At 64.2% G+C, this 16,686-nt stretch carries 19 protein-coding genes and 1 pseudogene; 18 read left to right on the top strand and 2 right to left on the bottom strand.

Annotated elements, in window-relative coordinates:
* Nucleotides 1-15: 15 nt before the first annotated feature.
* From AC4CWF_RS12900 to AC4CWF_RS12875, 6 genes are all read left to right on the top strand, one after another.
* Entirely contained in the window at nucleotides 16-339 is a 324-nt protein-coding gene (locus AC4CWF_RS12900) for a DUF6107 family protein (RefSeq protein ID WP_491282050.1), read from the top strand.
* A gap of 73 nt (nucleotides 340-412) precedes the next feature.
* Entirely contained in the window at nucleotides 413-985 is a 573-nt protein-coding gene (locus tag AC4CWF_RS12895) for an HK97 family phage prohead protease (protein WP_491282049.1), read from the top strand.
* 4 nt (nucleotides 986-989) lie between these two features.
* On the top strand, nucleotides 990-2,279 hold the full coding sequence (locus tag AC4CWF_RS12890; protein WP_491282048.1) for a phage major capsid protein: 1,290 nt from the start codon (nucleotides 990-992) through the stop codon (nucleotides 2,277-2,279).
* A gap of 87 nt (nucleotides 2,280-2,366) precedes the next feature.
* A complete protein-coding gene (locus tag AC4CWF_RS12885; RefSeq protein WP_491282047.1) occupies nucleotides 2,367-2,936 on the top strand; it encodes a head-tail connector protein in 570 nt (189 codons plus the stop codon).
* Nucleotides 2,936-3,271, top strand: a complete 336-nt coding sequence (locus AC4CWF_RS12880; RefSeq protein ID WP_491282046.1) for a phage head closure protein — start codon at nucleotides 2,936-2,938, stop codon at nucleotides 3,269-3,271. Before AC4CWF_RS12885 ends, AC4CWF_RS12880 begins: the two co-directional genes overlap by 1 nt.
* Nucleotides 3,268-3,666: a DUF3168 domain-containing protein gene (locus AC4CWF_RS12875; RefSeq protein WP_491282045.1), complete on the top strand. Its 399-nt coding sequence runs from the start codon at nucleotides 3,268-3,270 to the stop codon at nucleotides 3,664-3,666. The genes AC4CWF_RS12880 and AC4CWF_RS12875 overlap by 4 nt, the downstream gene beginning before the upstream one ends.
* Here the strand turns inward: AC4CWF_RS12875 and AC4CWF_RS12870 are convergent.
* Nucleotides 3,641-4,861: an MFS transporter gene (locus AC4CWF_RS12870; protein WP_491282044.1), complete on the bottom strand. Its 1,221-nt coding sequence runs from the start codon at nucleotides 4,859-4,861 to the stop codon at nucleotides 3,641-3,643. The genes AC4CWF_RS12875 and AC4CWF_RS12870 overlap by 26 nt on opposite strands.
* Nucleotides 4,862-5,662: 801 nt before the next feature.
* On the opposite strand from AC4CWF_RS12870, the gene AC4CWF_RS12865 reads away from it, so the two are divergent.
* The 7 genes and pseudogenes from AC4CWF_RS12865 (at nucleotide 5,663) to AC4CWF_RS12835 (ending at nucleotide 9,670) form a co-directional block, all read left to right on the top strand.
* Complete coding sequence (locus AC4CWF_RS12865) at nucleotides 5,663-6,070, top strand: phage major tail protein, TP901-1 family (protein WP_491282043.1); 408 nt, start codon at nucleotides 5,663-5,665, stop codon at nucleotides 6,068-6,070.
* A pseudogene (locus tag AC4CWF_RS12860) lies at nucleotides 6,070-6,408 on the top strand (gene transfer agent family protein); the annotation flags it as partial. The gene AC4CWF_RS12865 and the pseudogene AC4CWF_RS12860, both read left to right, overlap by 1 nt.
* A gap of 131 nt (nucleotides 6,409-6,539) precedes the next feature.
* Nucleotides 6,540-6,770, top strand: coding sequence for a rcc01693 family protein (locus tag AC4CWF_RS12855; protein WP_491282042.1), 231 nt, complete (start codon nucleotides 6,540-6,542; stop codon nucleotides 6,768-6,770).
* 338 nt (nucleotides 6,771-7,108) lie between these two features.
* Entirely contained in the window at nucleotides 7,109-7,657 is a 549-nt protein-coding gene (locus tag AC4CWF_RS12850; protein ID WP_491282041.1) for a phage tail tape measure protein, read from the top strand.
* Nucleotides 7,658-7,693: 36 nt separating this feature from the next.
* Nucleotides 7,694-8,332: a phage distal tail protein, Rcc01695 family gene (locus AC4CWF_RS12845; RefSeq protein ID WP_491282040.1), complete on the top strand. Its 639-nt coding sequence runs from the start codon at nucleotides 7,694-7,696 to the stop codon at nucleotides 8,330-8,332.
* A gap of 13 nt (nucleotides 8,333-8,345) precedes the next feature.
* Nucleotides 8,346-9,221 carry a DUF2163 domain-containing protein gene (locus AC4CWF_RS12840; RefSeq protein WP_491282039.1) on the top strand — a complete coding sequence of 292 codons (876 nt, stop codon included), beginning with the start codon at nucleotides 8,346-8,348 and terminating at the stop codon, nucleotides 9,219-9,221.
* Nucleotides 9,218-9,670: an NlpC/P60 family protein gene (locus AC4CWF_RS12835; protein WP_491282038.1), complete on the top strand. Its 453-nt coding sequence runs from the start codon at nucleotides 9,218-9,220 to the stop codon at nucleotides 9,668-9,670. Before AC4CWF_RS12840 ends, AC4CWF_RS12835 begins: the two co-directional genes overlap by 4 nt.
* Before the next feature lie 155 nt (nucleotides 9,671-9,825).
* Here AC4CWF_RS12835 and AC4CWF_RS12830 read toward each other — a convergent pair whose 3' ends face one another.
* Nucleotides 9,826-9,951: a hypothetical protein gene (locus tag AC4CWF_RS12830; RefSeq protein WP_491282037.1), complete on the bottom strand. Its 126-nt coding sequence runs from the start codon at nucleotides 9,949-9,951 to the stop codon at nucleotides 9,826-9,828.
* 126 nt (nucleotides 9,952-10,077) lie between these two features.
* Here AC4CWF_RS12830 and AC4CWF_RS12825 point away from each other — a divergent pair, with 126 nt between their 5' ends.
* The 5 genes from AC4CWF_RS12825 (at nucleotide 10,078) to AC4CWF_RS12805 (ending at nucleotide 16,587) form a co-directional block, all read left to right on the top strand.
* A complete protein-coding gene (locus tag AC4CWF_RS12825) occupies nucleotides 10,078-13,887 on the top strand; it encodes a baseplate multidomain protein megatron (RefSeq protein WP_491282036.1) in 3,810 nt (1,269 codons plus the stop codon).
* Nucleotides 13,884-14,099 (top strand): hypothetical protein, encoded by a 216-nt coding sequence (locus AC4CWF_RS12820; protein WP_491282035.1) that lies wholly within the window; start codon nucleotides 13,884-13,886, stop codon nucleotides 14,097-14,099. The genes AC4CWF_RS12825 and AC4CWF_RS12820 overlap by 4 nt, the downstream gene beginning before the upstream one ends.
* A gap of 128 nt (nucleotides 14,100-14,227) precedes the next feature.
* A complete protein-coding gene (locus tag AC4CWF_RS12815; protein ID WP_491282034.1) occupies nucleotides 14,228-14,482 on the top strand; it encodes a hypothetical protein in 255 nt (84 codons plus the stop codon).
* 46 nt (nucleotides 14,483-14,528) lie between these two features.
* Nucleotides 14,529-15,200, top strand: coding sequence for a response regulator transcription factor (locus tag AC4CWF_RS12810; protein ID WP_491282033.1), 672 nt, complete (start codon nucleotides 14,529-14,531; stop codon nucleotides 15,198-15,200).
* Entirely contained in the window at nucleotides 15,190-16,587 is a 1,398-nt protein-coding gene (locus AC4CWF_RS12805; RefSeq protein WP_491282032.1) for an ATP-binding protein, read from the top strand. The genes AC4CWF_RS12810 and AC4CWF_RS12805 overlap by 11 nt, the downstream gene beginning before the upstream one ends.
* The last annotated feature ends 99 nt before the right edge of the window (nucleotides 16,588-16,686 follow it).

The raw sequence follows: 16,686 nt of genomic DNA, 5'->3' as shown, positions 1-16,686 counted from the left end.
ATCATGAGGTGAAGAATGGCGGACCTTGGCCATGATGGCGGCCTGATGGCTGCAAAGGTGATCGGCGCGACCGCCGGCGCCTGGGTGTCGCTCGTTTATATGTTGCCGCAGGGGCGGCGCGAGGCGGCGAGCCGGTTTCTGACCGGGCTGTCCTGCGGGCTGATCTTTGGTGGACCGGCAGGGCTTTGGCTTGCGGCACGGCTGGGGATTGGCGGGCAATTGTCGCCGCTGGAGATGACGCTGACGGGATCGGCAGCGGCCAGCCTTTGCGCCTGGTGGGTGCTCGGCGCCGTCTCACGGGTGGCCAGCCGTTACGGGGCACGATCCGGCGATAGCTGAAGTTTCGGCCTCGTGCCGTGCCTCGCCGGTTCGGGCGACGGCGCTTTTATCTGAAAAAATTCGGGAGAGTTTCATGCACGTTTTTCGCGGGCCACGGCCCAATGCGCGCAAATTTGCCAGCCTTGAACTGTCCGGGCTTGGCGGCGACGGCACGTTTTCCGGTTATGCCAGCGTGTTTGGCGAGGTGGATCTCGGCAAGGACACGATCGAGCGCGGGGCCTTTGCCAACTCTCTGGTGGAGCGCAGTGCACCCGGCGTGCGCATGCTTTACCAGCACGATCCGAACGAGCCGATCGGGCGCTGGACGACCATTCGCGAGGACAGCCGCGGGCTTTACGTCGAGGGCGTGCTGTCGGCTGGCGTGGCCCGGGCGCGCGAAGTGTTTGCGCTGATGAAAAGCGGCGCGCTGGACGGGCTCTCCATCGGCTTTCGAACGGTGAAGGCGAGAAGCGACGCCAAGACCGGCGTGCGGCGCATTCTGGAAGCCGATCTCTGGGAAATTTCCGTCGTGACCTTTCCGATGCTGCCATCGGCAAGGGTCTCCGACGTCAAACACGCGCGGTTTTTCCGCGACCGTGAAACCGAACTCGTCCGCAGCCTGCGGCGAACGGCGAAACTGATGATGGCAACCAGCTTTAAGGGATGACGACATGACCGAGATGATGACGAAGGGCGAACCCGAGGCCGGGATCGGCCGCGCGAAAAAGATTGCGCCTGAAGTGAAGGCGGTGCCGGATACGGTGACGGCGGCCTTCGAGGAGTTCATGGAAGCCTTCGAAAGTTTTAAGGATGTGAACGACCGCAGGCTTGGCGAAATCGAGCAGAAGCTCACCGCCGACGTGGTGACACGCGACAAGATGGACCGCATCAACCGCGCCATGGACGACCAGAAGAAGGTGCTGGACCAGCTGGTGCTGAAAAAGGCGCGTCCGCCGCTTTCCGGCCGCGGCGAAACGGGGCTGGATGCCAGCGAACACAAGGCGGCCTTTGACGCCTATATTCGCCGGGGCGACGAGGGCGTGCTGCGCGAGCTGCAGGCCAAGGCCTTTTCCGTCGGCACGGCCGCCGATGGTGGGTATCTGGTGCCGGCGGAAACCGACAGCGAGATCGGCCGGCGTGTTTCGGTGGTGTCCCCGATGCGGGCACTTTCCAGCGTGCGCACGGTGTCTGCCTCGGTGCTGAAGAAGCCGTTTTCCACCACCGGGCTTTCCACCGGCTGGGTGGCGGAAACGGCAAGCCGACCGCAGACCAACACACCGGCGCTGGCGGAACTTTCCTTCCCGACCATGGAGCTTTACGCCATGCCGGCGGCAACCCAGGCGCTGCTGGATGATGCCGCCGTGGATGTGGAGGACTGGATTGCCGGCGAAGTGGACATCGTGTTTGCCGAGCAGGAGGGCGATGCCTTCATTCGCGGCGACGGCGTCAACAAGCCGAAGGGCTTTTTGTCCTACACGTCGGTTGCCGATGCGAGCTGGAGCTGGGGCAATCTCGGATATCTGGCGACTGGTGTGGCCGGCGGTTTTGCGGCCACCAACCCGTCGGACCTGCTGCTGAATGCCGTTTATGCGCTGAAGGCCGGGCACCGCCAGAATGCCAGCTTCATGATGAACCGCAAGACGCAAGGCGAAATCCGCAAGTTCAAGGATACCCAGGGCAATTACCTCTGGCGCCCGCCGGCAACGGCGAACGAGCCGGCAACGCTGATGGGTTATCCGCTGGCGGAAGCGGAGGAAATGCCTGATATCGCCGCAAGCTCGCTGTCAATTGCGATCGGCGATTTCCGCGCCGGTTATCTCGTCGTCGACCGGGCGGGCGTGCGCATTCTGCGCGACCCCTATTCGGCCAAACCTTACGTGCTGTTCTACACCACCAAGCGCGTCGGTGGCGGGGTGCAAAACTTTGAGGCGATCAAGCTCGTGAAGTTCGCGGTGAGCTGAATTTTCGGCTGACATCGCAACGATCCTGTCTGGCGGGCCACGGTGCGGCCCGCCAACTTCCGCTGCACGATCAAAGGATTTCCTCCCATGACTTATGTGCTGACCGATCCGCCGCTGGCGGAGCCGCTGACGCTTGCCGAGGTGAAGGCGCATCTGCGCATCGACCATACGGATGAGGATGCGGGCCTTCAGGCGCTGATTATCGCCGCCCGCGAACACCTGGAGCGCGAGACCGGGCTTTGCCTGATGGCGCAGAGTTTTCGGCTCATCCTCGACGACTGGCCGGAGACGGGTGTGATTCCGATTGCCAGGGGGCCGGTGCAAACCATTGACGACATTGTCTATTATGATGCGACTGGCACCGCCGTTCATGTATCGCTCGAAGGCCATGTGCTGGATGGGCGAAACCGGCCGGCGCGGCTGTGGCTGAAAAACCGGCCTTTGCCGGGGCGCGCGATAAACGGCATCGAGGTGACGTTTTCCGCCGGTTTCGGCGAGGCGGCAACCGATGTGCCGGGGCCGCTGAAACGGGCGCTGCTGGTGCATATCGCTTATATGCATGCCTTTCGCGGCGTGCTGTCTCCCGACCAGCAGCCGGTCGGTATTCCCGATGGTTATGAGCGGCTGATTTCCGCCTACCGGCTGCGGAGGCTGTGATGGGCGCGCTGTTTCTCGACCCCGGGCAGCTGACGGCGCGGCTGACCCGCGAAGTGATGGTGGAGACGCCGGACGGGCAGGGCGGTACGACCGGGGTCTGGCAGGCGGCGGGCACGCTGTGGGCGCGGGTGGAACCGGTTTCGCATGCGGGTTCCGAGCTTGCCGGCGCCGAGCGGCAGGTTTTGGCGCATCGCATCTGGGTGGCCGCGCAGGCAGGGATTTTTGCCGGGCAGCGGTTGCGCAGGGGCGCACGGATCTTTGCCATCAAGCTGGTGCGCGATCCCGATGACACCGGGCGTTATCTGATCTGCGACTGCGAGGAGGAGGCGTCATGAGTGCGGAAAATGCGCTGATGAAGGCGGTTTATGCACGGCTGGCCGGCGATGCGGCGCTTGTGGCGCAGGTGGGGGCGGATGGCATTCGCGACCGGCTGTTGCCGCGCATGCGCCTGCCGGCCATCGTATTCGCAGAGATGGAGACGCGCGATTATTCGACCGCGACGGAGCCGGGGGCGGAGCATTTCTGGACCATCGAGGTGTGGGCCGAGGGTGAAGGCCGCCGGGCCGCAGAAGTGCTTGCTGCGCGGGTGAGATTGCTGCTGGCCAATGCGGCGCTGACGCTCGACGGGTTCGTTCTGGTGAACCTGACATTTCAATCGAGCCGCAGCCGGCGCGAGCCGAAGACGAAGTTTTCGGTGATCGATCTCAGGTTTCGCGCGGTGACGGAGTGACCACAGGCGAAACGGAGCGGGCGAGCTTTTGAAGCTGGACCAGGAGGATGATGACGATGGCGGAGAGGAGTGCTGCAAGGGCAAGGGCCGCCGTGACACCGGCCCCATCCATCAGCGCGGCAAAGGCAACGGGGGCAGCGGCAATGGCAAAATTCTGCGGCAGCGAGATGCGCGCCGATTGCAGGCCGAACTGGGCGGGCGAAAACACCGCGAGTGGCAGCACGGCGCGGGCCACCGCCATGATGCCGGAGCCGAGGCTTTGCAACACGACAAAGGTGACGAGGAGCGGTGTGGATGCCGGCAGCGCAAGCAGCAGGATGAAAGACGAAAGCGTCAGCAGCATGCCTGACAGAGCCGTCAGCACCGGATTGCCGCGCCGGCCGAAGAGAAAATCGACGCCACGTGCCAGAATGGCGAGCACGCCGCGCGCCATGCCCAGCTGAAGCGCGAGCGCCGGCGATGCGCCCGACTGGTGCAGCAGTTGCAGGAAGGTAGCCGAGAGGCCGAAGGACACGAAGGCGGCAATGGTGATGGAGGCGGCAATCAGCAGGAAGGCGCGGCGGGCCTCTCCGGGTGACAGCGCGACCGGCGGGATTTCCCGCGCGGTTGTGCCAGCAAGCGTCGGGGCGGGTTTTGGCAGGGCAAAGAGATGCAGCGGCAGGCAGACGAAAAGCTGAAGCGCCGCAAGCACCAGCAGCGTGTTTCGCCAGCCGATACCTTCCGCAAGCCAGGTGTTGACCGGCCAGAAGACGGTGGCGGAAAGCCCCGTAAAGATCATGGTGAGCGCGATGACGCGTTTTCCCTCGGCACCCTCCCGCTCGACGATGGCGGCAAAGGCAGCGGTGGAGAGTGCCAGCGCCCCGCCCCAGCCGAACACCAGCCAGGTTACCGCATAGGCGATCAGCGAATGGCAGGCGCTGAGGAGCAGCAGCCCGAGCGCCAGCCAGGCAGAGCCCATGGCCAGCACCCGCGCCGCACCATGACGCGCCAGCATGCGCCCCACAGTGGGGCCGGCAAGGCCGCTCATCAGCATCATGATGGTGAGGCCGGCAAAGATGATGGCATTGGACAGGCCAAGCTCTGCCCCGATGCGCGGCCCAAGCACCGCCGGCATATCGAAACTCGTGCCCCAGCCGATGATCTGCGTGACGGAGACGACCGCGATCAGCCGGATACGGCGCAAGCTGGGGGACATGGGGAGGCTCCGGGAGCGGGCTGGGGGGAGAGGATGTAGGCAGTAGGCAGTAGGCAATAGGCAGTGGCGAATAGCGAATAGCGAATAGCGAATAGCGAATAGCGAATAGCCTATGGTGAGGGTTAGCGGATTCGGGGCGGGGCGGGAACCGGGATTTTGGGATGCGGGGGGATGTGTGCTCCAGCAGGATGTGCGGTGGTTTTGGTGAAAAAGCGTCTCCTTGTTTGGGGCGGCGACGAAAGGTTGCCCCTCATCCCGCTGCCGCGACCTGCTCCCTTTTATGACTAGGGCTTTCGCATTTGAAATAAGACCCTCTCTGCCCTGCCGGGCTGACCGGGGTCGAGCCACGGGTCTCGCCCCGTCCTTCGGACTCCCCACAAGGGGGGAGATATTGCGCGGCAAGCGTCCGGTCCCTGCATCAGAGGGTGCGGCCGGGTTAAGCCCTCCCCCTTGTGGGGAGGGTTTGGGAGGGGACTTGTCTCATAAGCGATCGTCTTGCCCTCAGGGCGGGGAGGGCTGGGGCGAGAGGCTCAACTATTGGTGTCGAATATGAATGTGCCCCTCATCCCGCTGCCGGCACCTCCCCGTCATGACGGGGAGAAGGGGCTCCGCGGCCACCCGCCACCTCCATCTTGAAGCGTGAGGGTTTGGCAGCCGTGTCAACCTCTCCCGCTCAAGGGGCTGCGCAGTGGCGGGCTTTTGGGATGCGGCGGAAAGATCGAGCAGGGCGCAGTGACGGGCAATCGTGAAACACGACAGCGCGACGCGTGAAAAACCGACAGAAAATAATGGAGAGATCGCATGGTGGCGCAGAAGGGTAAGGATCTGCTGTTGAAGGTGGACAATGGCGGCAGCTGGTTGACGGTGGCGGGGCTGCGGTCGCGGCGGCTGGCGTTTAATGCCGAGACGGTCGATGTGACGGATGCCGAAAGCGTCGGGCGCTGGCGCGAACTGCTGGCGGGGGCGGGCGTGCAGCGGGCGTCGCTTTCGGGCGGCGGCATTTTTAAGGATCAGGCGTCTGACGTGCTGGTGCGTGCGACGTTTTTTGCCGGCACGATCCTGTCCTGGCAGGTGCTGATCCCGGCGTTCGGCACGGTGAGCGGGCCGTTTCAGATCACGGCGCTCGAATATTCCGGCGATCATAACGGCGAAATCCGCTTTGAACTGGCGCTGGAATCGGCGGGCAGCCTGACCTTTGGAGCGCTCTGATGGGAAGGACTTTGCACGGAGCAAATGTCGGCCGGGCCAACCGGCGCCGGGGCGAGATCGAGGCGGTGATCGATGGCGAGCGGCGTATTCTCTGCCTGACGCTTTCGGCACTTGCCGAGCTGGAGACGGCGTTTGCGGTCGACGACCTGACGGGGCTTGCGGCGCGGTTTGCTGAGGGGCGGCTGAGGGCGCTCGATCTCGCCCGCATTATCGGCGCCGGCCTTCGCGGCGGCGGCAATCTTCTTTCCGACGAGGAGGTGGCGGCGATGAGTATTGACGGAGGAATATATGCCTATGCCCGCGTCGTCGCGGACCTTCTGGCGGCAACCTTTGGCGGTGCGGAGGATATGGGGGGCGGTGGGCCGGGCGTCGCAAGTGCCGAAGGTGCGCCAATGGCCTCAGTTGCCTCAGATGCCCCGGCTGTGCATGGGGCAGGCGGATCTGCCGTGAAGGGCATGGCGGCAAACCCTTGAGGGCCGCAGCGGGCGAGGTGGCAGCTGTGACGCCGTTTCCCTGGGCGCGGGTGATGCACATCGGCCTTTGCCTGCTGCGGCTTTCCCCCAAAGATTTCTGGGCGCTGACGCCGCGCGAGTTTTTTGCCGCATCCGGCGGATTTTTGCCACGCGCGCCGGCGTTTTCCCGGGACGGGCTGGCCTCGTTGATGCGGGACTTTCCCGATGCGGCGCCTGCGGGTGGCTGACGGCTTTCTTTGTCCGAAAAACGTCAGGAGACGAAAGTGGAGATAGATGCGGGGGCTGTTACAGACACGCTTGCCACCCGGCTTTTTCCGGCGACGGGTGGGATTCACTGATGCGGGACTTTCGTGGTGCGGCGCCTTCGGGGGGCTGATGACTTTCTTTGTCCAACAGATATCCGGAGACGGGCATGGAGATGGATGAGGGGGCTGTTGTAGACACGCTTGCTTCCCGGCCTTTTCCCACGATGGGCTGGCCGCGTTGATGCGGGACTTTCCCGATGCGGCGCCTGCGGGTGGCTGACGGCCTTCTTTCTCAAAAGAAAAAATAGCAGGAGACGGGCATGGAGACGGATGAAGGATCTGTTGCGGAGACGCTTGCCTCGACGCAGGCGCTGGCAACGGCGATTGCGGACCTTGAAGGGCGTTCGCAGCGGTTTGGTACGGCGCTTTCAGGGGCGCTCAAATCTGCGGCGGTGAGCGGCAAGAGCCTGGAGGATGTGCTGAAGGGGCTCGGCACGCGGCTGACGGATATTGCGCTTTCTGCGGCGCTGAAGCCGCTGGATACGGCGCTTTCCGGTGCCGTCGGAAGCCTGTTCGGGGCCTCGTCCGGATCGGTGACGGCCTTTGCCGATGGCGGTGTGGTGCGCTCCCCGAGTTATTTTCCGATGGGCGGCGACATGGGGCTGATGGGCGAGGCGGGGGCGGAGGCGATTTTGCCGTTGCAGCGCGGGCCGGACGGAGTACTCGGCGTTGCTTCGGGCGGTGGCGGCGGGGCGTCGCAGATCGTTTTCAACGTGACAGCGACCGATGTGGCAAGCTTTCGAAAAAGCGAGGGCCAGATCTCGGCCATGCTGGCGCGCAGTGTTTCGCGCGGGCGGCGCGGGCTTTGATGTCAGAGCCTTGGGCTCAGAAGACGGAGGGTTTGGATGAGCGGCTTTCACGAGGTGCGGTTTCCGCTGCGGCTGGCGCTGGGCGTGACCGGCGGGCCGGTGCGGCGCACCGATATCGTCAACCTGTCGAACGGGCGCGAGCAGCGCAATGCCCGGTGGCGATCTTCAAGGCGCACCTATGATGCGGGCTCGGGGGTGAAGTCGCTGAGTGACCTTTACGAGGTGCTGGCGTTTTTCGAGGCGCGGGCCGGTGAGCTTTACGGTTTTCGCTTTCGCGATCCGCTGGACTGGAAATCTGCGGCGCCGGGGGCGGCGATTACCTCTGCCGACCAGGTGATCGGCACCGGTGACGGGGTGAGGGCGGCATTTGCGCTCACAAAAACCTATGCGGATGCGGCGGCAGGCTCGGTGCGCGCCATCGCCAAGCCGGTGGCGGGAACGGTGACGGTGTCGGTCGGCGGGGTGACGAAGGCTTTGAGCGCCTTTTCCTGCGATGCGACCACCGGCATCGTGACGTTTGCGGCGGGCCATGTGCCGGCAGCCGGCGCCGTGGTGCGGGCCGGATACGAATTCGACGTGCCGGTGCGTTTTGCAACCGACCGTATCGAGGTGAACCTCTCGAACTTCAATGCCGGCAGCATTCCGGCCATTCCGATCACGGAGATTTTGCCATGAGGAGGATTTTGCCATGAGGGTGATACCGGAGTCGCTTGCCGGCCATCTCGCCGGCGATGCCACGACCACCTGCAATGCCTGGCGCCTGACACGGCGCGATGGCGTGGTGCAGGGGTTTACCGACCATGACCACGACCTCTCCTTCGCATCGACCTTCTTTCGGGCCGCGAGCGGCTTTCTGGCCAGCGATGGCGAGGAGGAGCAGGGATTTTCCGCTAGCGCCAGTGACGTGGCCGGCGGCTTTTCGAGCGAGGTGATCAACGCGGCGGATCTTTCGGCCGGGCGGTATGACGGCGCCACCGTGGAGCTTTATCTCGTCAACTGGGGCGATCCGACGCAGCATGTGCTGTTATCCGTGCGCGAGGTGGGCGAGGTGACGCGGGCGGGTGAAAAATTTACCGCCGAACTGCGCAGCCGCGCCAACCGCCTCGATCAGCCGCAGGGGAGGCTTTACAACCGCCGCTGCGACGCAAGCCTTGGGGATGCGCGGTGCGGGGTGCATCTTGTTGCCTATCGTGGCACGGGCACGGTGCTTGCCATGGAAGACCGCAGCCATCTGGTGGTGGGCGGGCTCGGGGGATCGGCAACCGGCTTCTTTGATCGAGGTGTGCTGACGCTCTCCTCCGGCGACAGGGCTGAGGTGGAGGCGCATGTGCGCGAGGCGGATGGCACGGCGCGGCTGACGCTGTGGTTGCCGCTGGAGCGGGCGGTGTCTGCCGGCGAGGGTTTTTCGATTACGGCCGGCTGCGACAAGAGTTTTGCCACCTGCCGCACGCGCTTTGCCAACGGCCTCAACTTTCGCGGTTTTCCGCATGTGCCCGGCAGTGACTTTGCCTATTCCTATGTGGACGGGGAGCGCGTGCATGACGGCGGCGTTTTGTTCGAATGAGCGAGACGAGGACGACTGGCGCGCAGGTGGTGGCGATTGCCGAAGGGTTTCTCGGCACGCCTTACCGCCATCAGGGGGCGACAAAGGGCGTCGGCTGCGATTGCATCGGCCTCATCCGCGGTGTCTGGCGGGAGCTTTATGGGCAAGAGCCGGAAGCGGTGCCGCCTTACGCGCCGGACTGGGCGGAACGCTCCGGCGAGGAACGGCTGCTCGCGGCGGGGTTGCGGCTTTTTGGAGCGCCAGTTCCGGTCTCTCAGATGGCGGCGGGCGATCTCCTGCTGTTTCGCTGGCGGGCGGGCTGTGCGGCAAAACATGCGGGTATTCTGGCCGGGCCTCAGCACTTCATCCACGCCTATGAGCAGGGGGCGGTGACCCGCTCCGTTCTGGTGCCCTCCTGGCAGAGGCGGATTGCGGCGGTGCATCGGTTTCCGGAGCGGCTGGACGCTTGAAAACAAGGGGTTCGGGCGTATGGTGTGGTGAGCGGGCTGCTATCCCGCCCACCGTTGCCTATATGTCGAAAATTAGCCGGACGGAGACTAACCAGCCCGTCCGGGTTTTTCTGACAACTAGCGAAATACCAATCGGCGTCAGCCAGATAGAGCATTCAAGCAAAAACGCTTTCGCCTGAGCGCTCTATCTCTTTGTTTTTACGCAATTCCGGACGCAAAACCGCTTCGCACTTTTGCTGGAATTGCTTGAGCATTCCCTCCATGATCGACAGCAAGGCCATTGCCTAAGTCAGCGCGGCCCGTCCTCGCTGATGCAGCGGCTGGTCCGCTGCGTGCTGCTTGACGCTGTCGACTTCTTTCAGATTAACACAATTTTAGCGTGCGCATAGGCGTGCGGGGGATGACCCATGGCCACCATTCTGTTTCAGGCGGCAGGGGCCGCGCTGGGGTCTGTGCTCGGACCGATCGGAGCCGTTCTGGGACGGGCGGCGGGTGGGCTTGCCGGTGCTGCGGTGGACCGGGCGCTGATTTCGGGGACTTCGACGGTGACGGGAACGCGGCTTTCCACCGCGCGTGTGCCGGGGGCTGACGAGGGGACGCCGATTGCCCGCGTTTATGGGACAGCGCGTATCGCCGGCACGTTGATCTGGGCGACGCGTTTTGAGGAAGAGGTGACGACTGAGCGTCAGGGCGGCAAGGCGACGAGCGGCACGCGAGTCGAAAACTTCAACTATTATGCCAACCTCGCTGTCGGGCTCTGCGAGGGGGAGATCGCTCATGTGCGCCGGGTCTGGGCGGATGGGCGCGAGCTGGATCTGACGGCGATCGAGATGCGCGTTTATCGCGGCACGCAAAGCCAGATGCCGGACCCGCTGATCGAGGCAAAGCAGGGGGCGGGCAAGGCGCCGGCCTATCGGGGGCTTGCCTATGTGGTGTTCGAGCGGCTGCCGATCGGCGAGTTCGGCAACCGCATTCCGCTTCTGCAATTCGAGGTGGTGCGGCCTGTCGGGGCGCTGGAGCGGCAGGTGCGGGCCGTCACGCTGATCCCCGGCGCCACCGAATACGGCTATGCGACGGTGGCTGTGAGCGACAATGACGGTTCGGGCACCGCGCGCATCCTCAACCGCAATACGTTGACGGCGGCGACCGACTGGCAAGCCTCGCTCGACGAGTTGCAGGCGGTGTGCCCCAATCTTCAACGGGTGGCGTTGGTGGTGAGCTGGTTCGGCACCGATCTGCGCGCCGGCCAATGCCGTATCGTGCCGGGGGTAGAGGTATCGGCACGCGCCGGCCTCAGCATGAACTGGCAGGTGGCGGGAATTTCTCGCGAGGCTGCGCATCTGGTGAGCGAGAGCGGCGGCGGGCCGGCCTTTGGCGGCACGCCCGCAGACGAGAGCGTGCGCCAGGCGATTGTTGATCTGAAGGCGCGGGGCTTGCAGGTCTATCTCTATCCGTTCGTGATGATGGATGTGCCCTCGGGAAACGGTTTGCCGGATCCTTACGGGGGAGCGCAACAGGCGGCCTATCCCTGGCGTGGGCGCATTACCTGCCATCCGGCGCCTGATGTTTCGGGCTCGCCGGACAAGACCAGTGCGGCGCGGCTGCAGGTGGAAAGCTTTTGCAACGGGCCGGAAGGCTATCGCCGGATGCTGCTGCATTATGCGGGCCTTGCGCAGCAGGCCGGCGGCATCGACGGGATGATTCTTGCCTCGGAGCTTGTCGGATTGACGCGGGTGCGCGGCGAGGCGGGGCGGTTTCCGTTTGTCGAGCAATTGGTATCGATGGCCGGGGCGGTGCGCGCCATTCTTGGGACGACAACCAAGCTCACCTATGCGGCCGACTGGAGCGAGTATTTTGGCTATCACCCGGCAGACGGATCGGGCGATGTGTATTTTCCGCTCGATGCGCTCTGGGCTTCCAGTGCGATCCATGCGGTGGGCATCGACAATTACATGCCGCTTGCCGACTGGCGCGACAGTGATTTGGGCAATGCCAACCCTGATGGCGCGCGGCTGTGTGACGATCCGGCAGCCTTGCGGGCGGGGATTTCCGCCGGCGAAGGGTACGACTGGTATTATGCGAGCGACACGGCGCGGGCCCTTCGCCAGCGCACGCCGATCACGGACGGGCTTGCGGCAAAACCCTGGGTGTTTCGCTACAAGGATCTGGCCGGCTGGTGGAGCCATTATCATTACGAGCGGGTGGGCGGCGTGGAAAAGACAACGCCGACGGCCTGGGTGCCGGGGGCAAAGCCGATCTGGTTTACCGAGCTTGGTTGTTCGGCCATCGACAAGGCTGCAAACCAGCCTAACCTGTTTGCCGATCCGAAATCGGCCGACAGCGGTGTCCCGCATTTTTCGAGCGGCGCGCGCTCCGACAGCATGCAGCGGCGGTTTCTGGAGGCCCATCACGGCTGGTGGCAGGGGTCTGGCGCGCCGGCCGGCATGGTGGATGCCAACCACGTCTTTCTCTGGTCCTGGGACACGCGGCCTTTTCCGGCCTTTCCCAATGAACTCTCCGTCTGGAGCGATGGTGGCAACTGGAAGACCGGTCACTGGCTGAACGGACGGCTGGGGGCGACCACGCTTGCCGATGCGATTGCGGCGATCCTGACCGATCACGGGTTTTCGACGTTTGACGTGTCGGAGGTGAGCGGCGACCTGATCGGTTATGTGCAGGGCGATACGGTGTCGGCGCGCGCCTTGATCGAGCCTTTGACGAATGCCTTCCTGATCGATGTCATCGAGGAGCCGGCGGGGCTGCGGTTCCGTTCGCGCTCGCGGGCAAGTCTGGTGCCTCAAGTGATCGACGTGCTGGCCGAACGCGACGAAGAACCGGCCTGGACGGAGGTGCGTGGCCATGACAGCGATTTTGCTGCCGAGGCCGTCGCAAGTTTTGCCAATCCGGTGCTCGATTATGAACAGGCAACGGTGCGCTCACGCCGGATTGTTGGCACCAGCAACCGTATTCTGCGCGCCGATCTCGCCGCCACGCTTTATGAGGAGGCGGCGCAAAGTGCGGCGGAAAGCCTTTTGCGCGACAACCATCTGTCGCGGCGAAGCCTCAGTTTCCCGATCTCGCCGGCTGAGGTGGCGCTTGCACCCGGCGATGCGCTGCGGCTTTCCGACGGGCCTGACGGTGTCTACCTGGTGACGCGCATCGAGGAGGGGGCGGTTCGGCGCGTCGAGGCGAAACGGCACGAGCCGGCAGCGCTTCTGGCGGGCGCATCGGCTGCCACCGGGCGCTTGACCGGCGGGGCGGTCTCGGCCGGGTTTTCGCCGGTCCTTCACCTCATGGACCTGCCGCGGTTCGAGGCCGGCGAGGCGGAAAGTTTTGCCCGCGTTGCCGCCTATGGCAGCCCCTGGCGGCGCATTCTCCTTTCCAGTTCGCCGACGACCGAGGGATATCGCGCCCGCGCCACATTGGACCGGCCGGCGCAGGTGGGCCGGCTGACGGCAGCGCTTGTCGGTGGTGTTGTCGGACGCTTCGACCGGGGCCACGCGGTGGAACTCGACCTGTTCTTCGACGGGTTGTCATCGGTCGGCGAGATGGCCGCCCTGTCCGGCGAAAACCGGATGGCGATCCTGTGTGCCAATGGGGCATGGGAAATCCTGTCCTTTGCCGGGGCAGAGGAGACGGCGCCGGGGCATTTTCGCCTGACGACGCTGTTGCGGGCGCTTGCCGGCACGGAGGATGCGATGGCGGCGGGGGCTGCCATCGGCGCACCAGTCGTGCTGTTGGGCTCAGGCGTCGTGCCGCTCGGATTGAGTGATGCCGAGCGGGGTGTCGTCTATAACTGGATGGCCGAAGCCATCGCGTCGTCCGGCGGGCGGGCTGGGCCTTATGCCTTTGCCGGCGGCGCACGGGCGCAGACACCGCTTGCGCCCGTGCATGCACGCGCGGTGCGCAAAGCAGACGGCGTGCGGTTCTCCTGGGCGCGGCGCGGGCGCATCACTGCCGATGACTGGGAGGCAAGCGACATTCCGCTCGATGAACCGGACGAGCGCTACCGGCTGGAAATCCTCTCCGGCGAGACGGTGGTTCGGCTGGCCGAGGTGGCGGAGCCTGCCTTTCATTACCTGTCTGCCGATGAAATCAGCGACTTTGGCGCGGCCGCGAGCACGTTTCGCGTGCGGCTTCGCCAACTGGGGCGGGCCGTGCCGCTCGGAATTCCTCTCGTCACGGAGATCCTCGTCAAAAACCAAGGAGATGCATGATGGAAAATTCGAAAGCCTGGTATCAGTCGAAAGCGGTTTGGGGTGGCCTGATCGCCATGCTGGCCTCCGTTCTGCAGGCGCGGGGGCTTGAGGTTTCGCCGGTTGCGCAAGGGGATCTGGCGGAAGCCGGGATGAGCCTTGTGGGGGCGGTCGGCGGGCTTCTGGCCATCTATGGCCGCCTTTCGGCCAAGACCAGCATTACCGGGAATTAATGCGAAGCTGACCCAAAGATGGACGGTTGAGTGGCGCATTCATTTGCCATTCAGCCGCCTTTCGTTACATAATTCACCCAATGGTTCGGTTCGCAAACCGTGCGTCACCGTGAGTGGAAGTTGTAGTCATGGCATCAAACAGGATGATCGCGATACTTGCCGCGGCCCTTTTTACCCTTTCGACGGGGCAAGCCTTCGCACGCGATTACCTCGTTCTGGTTGCCGGCGATTGCGGTGATGCCGCTTCCAAGGTGGTGCGCGATACCGGCGGGCAGCTGCTTTCCGCCCAGCCTTCCAACGATGGCCGCACCTGCATCGTGACTGTTCTGGTGCAGGGCAGCGGGGAGCGTCCGCGCAAGGTGACGGTTCGGGTGCCGATGTAGTAGAAGACGGCTCTAACCCCTGGGCACACCGTTTCGAAGGTCTCTCATGCGCATTCTCGTGGTCGAAGACGACGTCAACCTCAACCGGCAGCTGACCGATGCGCTGAAGGAGGCCGGTTATGTGGTTGACCAGGCGTTCGACGGCGAAGAGGGGCATTTCCTCGGTGAGACCGAACCCTATGATGCCGTCATTCTCGATATCGGCCTTCCCGAGATGGACGGCATCACGGTCGTTGAAAAATGGCGTCTGGCGGATAAGGGCATGCCGGTGCTGATGCTGACGGCGCGCGACCGGTGGAGCGACAAGGTGGCCGGCATCGATGCCGGCGCCGACGATTATGTGGCAAAGCCGTTTCATGTGGAAGAAGTGCTGGCGCGTGTGCGGGCGCTGATCCGCCGCGCCGCCGGCCATTCCTCGTCCGAGCTTGCCTGCGGGCCGGTGCGGCTCGACACCAAGGCCTCGAAGGCAACGGTGAACGGCGTGACGCTGAAGCTCACCTCGCACGAATTCCGGCTGCTTTCCTACCTGATGCACCATATGGGCCAGGTGGTGTCGAGAACCGAGCTGATCGAGCACATGTACGATCAGGATTTCGACCGCGACAGCAACACGATCGAGGTGTTTGTCGGCCGGTTGCGCAAGAAGATCGGTGTTGACCTGATCGATACCGTGCGCGGCCTTGGCTACCGGATGCAAGCGCCCGACGATGTACATTAAATCGGTCACAGCGCGCGTTCTGTTGCTGGCAACCGCCTGGTCGGCGCTGGCGCTGGTGGTGATCGCGCTGGTGATCTCGGCGCTTTATGCAAAATCCTCCGAGCGGGCGTTTACCGACCTGTTGCGCGCCCAGCTCTACAATGTGATCAACTCGATCACCATTGGCGACGACAACAGCCTTGCCGGCAATCCTCAGCTGGGAGACCTTCGGTTCTCGCAGCCGGAAACCGGCTGGTACTGGATCGTCGAGCCGCTTGGCACCTTTGCCGCGACACCCTTGTCCTCCTCCTCGCTTGGTACCTCCAATATCCAGGTGCCTTCGATCCTCAACGTGCCCTTCAACAATCGCTACGAGCGGTTCTATCCGGCAACCGATGCCTATGGAAACCGTGTGCTGGTGGCCGAGACGGAAGTGGTGCTGGATGCTGACGGGCGCGCGGCACGCTTTCGGGTCTCGGGCAATCTCTCCGTGGTGGACGAGGATATCAGCGGCTTCACCCGCAATCTCTACATTGCGCTTATCGTGTTCGGGCTGGGCAGCCTTGTGGTGAACGGGCTTGCCATTCTCTTTGGGCTTCGCCCGCTGGACGAGGCCCGCCGGGCACTGGAAAAGGTTCGGCGCGGCGAGGTGGAGCGGCTGGAAGGTAAGTTCCCGCGCGAGGTGCAGTCGCTGGCCGTGGAGATGAATGCGCTCATCGACAGCAACCGGCGCATTGTGGAGCGCGCCCGCATGCAGGTGGGAAATCTCGCCCATTCGCTGAAGACGCCGATTGCCGTGCTCCTCAACGAGGCGCGGCTTTTGGAACGTTCGCAGGGCGAGGTGGTGCGAAGCCAGGCCGAGGCCATGCAGGGGCAGGTGCAATCCTATCTCAACCGCGCCCGGATTGCCGCTCAGCGCGAATCGCTTCTCGCCCGCACCGAGGCGGAACCGGTTTTGGAGCGATTGGTGCGCGTGATGCGGCGGCTGAACTCCGACAAGGACTTTCACCTGGAGGTGAGCCCGCCCGGCCTTGCACTGGCCATGGAACAGCAGGATGTGGAGGAAACCGTCGGCAACCTCCTGGAAAACGCTGCCCGTCACGCGGGAACGGGCGTCTGGTTGTCGGCCCGTCCGGCACAGGCACCCGAAGGACCGGAGGCGGCCAAGCGCAGTTGGGTGGAAATCGTGGTGGAGGACGACGGGCCGGGGCTTGAGCCGCACGAGATCAAGGAGGCGCTGAAGCGCGGTCGGCGGCTGGATGAAAGCAAGCCTGGGACAGGGCTCGGGCTTTCCATCGTCGGCGAGATCACCCGCGAATACCAGGGGGTGTTCGAACTGTCACGCGGCGGGCGCGGCGGCGTGAGCGCCCGTCTGGCGCTTCCAGGCCTTGCCAAGGAGATCGTCTGACGCAGCTGCCGGGTGATTGCCGTCACATCCGGCCATCAAGTGTCGGGAATTGACGGTTCGGGCTCGACCTTCTGCGCGAAAACGCTAAAAGACCTCAAG

It is taken from the genome of Neorhizobium sp. PAMB6630, from assembly GCF_058242775.1.
This window is presented reverse-complemented; position numbering and strand designations above follow the sequence as displayed.